This window comes from Xenorhabdus miraniensis, from assembly GCF_002632615.1.
In genome coordinates this window covers 1-1409 of sequence record NZ_NITZ01000076.1, presented here as the reverse complement: position 1 = coordinate 1409, position 1409 = coordinate 1, and the positions used below count along the sequence as shown (strand labels likewise).

Genomic DNA, 1409 nt, shown 5'->3' with positions numbered 1-1409 from the left:
TCAACAAAGGCAGGTTCAGCAATATGTGGTTGTGAAAACCCGGATGATTGCACACATAAGATTGATGTGACATTAGGTGATAAGACATTTAGTTATGAACAGTTTTATTTCCCTGCTTTATTATATTATGTGGTTCCTAAACCAGAAAATGATACAGATAAACCCAAAATCCCCATCCAGTTAAGTTCTTTCAGTAAAGGTTGTATTTCTCATAATCCAAACTGCCCAATTGGAAATTTATCTGGTGAAAATGGGTTGCCTATAGCACAATTTTCACCTAAAAAACCATATACTGGGGAGTTAGTGTACTCAAAAAAAATTAATTATTTTTCCCTCAAGGAAAATAGTCCGCTAGTTATCTTACAACGATTTTTGGACAGAGATTTTAGCTCACATATAGAAGAGGAACGTTTTTATGTCAGAGCAGATGAGTGCTCAGGAAAGCCATTAATAGATAAAAAATACAAAATTGCGGATAAAATTTTAACCGCCACAATAGGAAATAAAACAGTTCTTGGTTCAAATATTCATCTTGTCCTGAATGAAAGACAGGAATTTAACGTCGCTATTGGTGCAACAGAAGAAATTGAAAAATATACCGATGAGCAAAGAAGACAACAGCAAAAAGAAACCAACAGAAGAAATGGGATGAGACATAAAGGCTCACAAGGATGGCGCAGAAATACAAAACCTTATGAGGTTCGTAATTCATTAACAATTGAAGGGAAAATTACAGCTGAAAAAGGCTCTGAAACACGTAGCTGGTCAAAAGAACTTGAGTTTGAGTTCAAGAAAGGGAAAAAGAAGTTAGGGCCAATCGATACCGCCATCGATAGTATCGGTAAACTCAATAATATTCTTGCATTTGGGCATGCTCAAGATAAATTCCGGGTCATTAATTTAGATCTTATCTATCCTTTAATTAATATTAGTGGAGGTTATGAACTTTCACATAGTGATAAATATGAACTTTTCTATAAATTTAATGCTGATATCACGGCAACACCCTTAGTCGGCTTAGAATTACGCGCTGATGTTATTCAAATATTTGCCGCCTATTTTAAAGTCGATACATTAGTTGCTAAAATACGTGAAAAAGGAGAAGAATTCGAACAAGAGGTCAAGCAAGGTAAAAATGGGGCATTTTATGGTGCCCAATTAGATTTAATTCTCAGTGGTGACTTAAGCGTTATGTTTGGTTGGGAATCTAATGATAATGGAGAGTGGTCTTTTAAAAAAGATACTGTATTAGAAACTGGGTTTGGTATCAGAGCCGAAACGAATATTCGTGGTGGTGTCCGTTATTATGCTGTTAATGGCTATTTTGATGCTTCGGCACAAATTGCAGCTAAAGTACTAGTAGCATTGGAATCTACAGAAAAAAGTATGGAGCTTGTGCTTTATCATGA

1 protein-coding gene is annotated in these 1409 nt (G+C 35.4%); it reads left to right on the top strand.

The genetic code is table 11. The annotated features are described in order from the left end of the window. Window positions 1–1409: hypothetical protein (locus tag Xmir_RS29745; protein ID WP_244171027.1), on the top strand; the 1409-nt coding region annotated here is incomplete at both ends.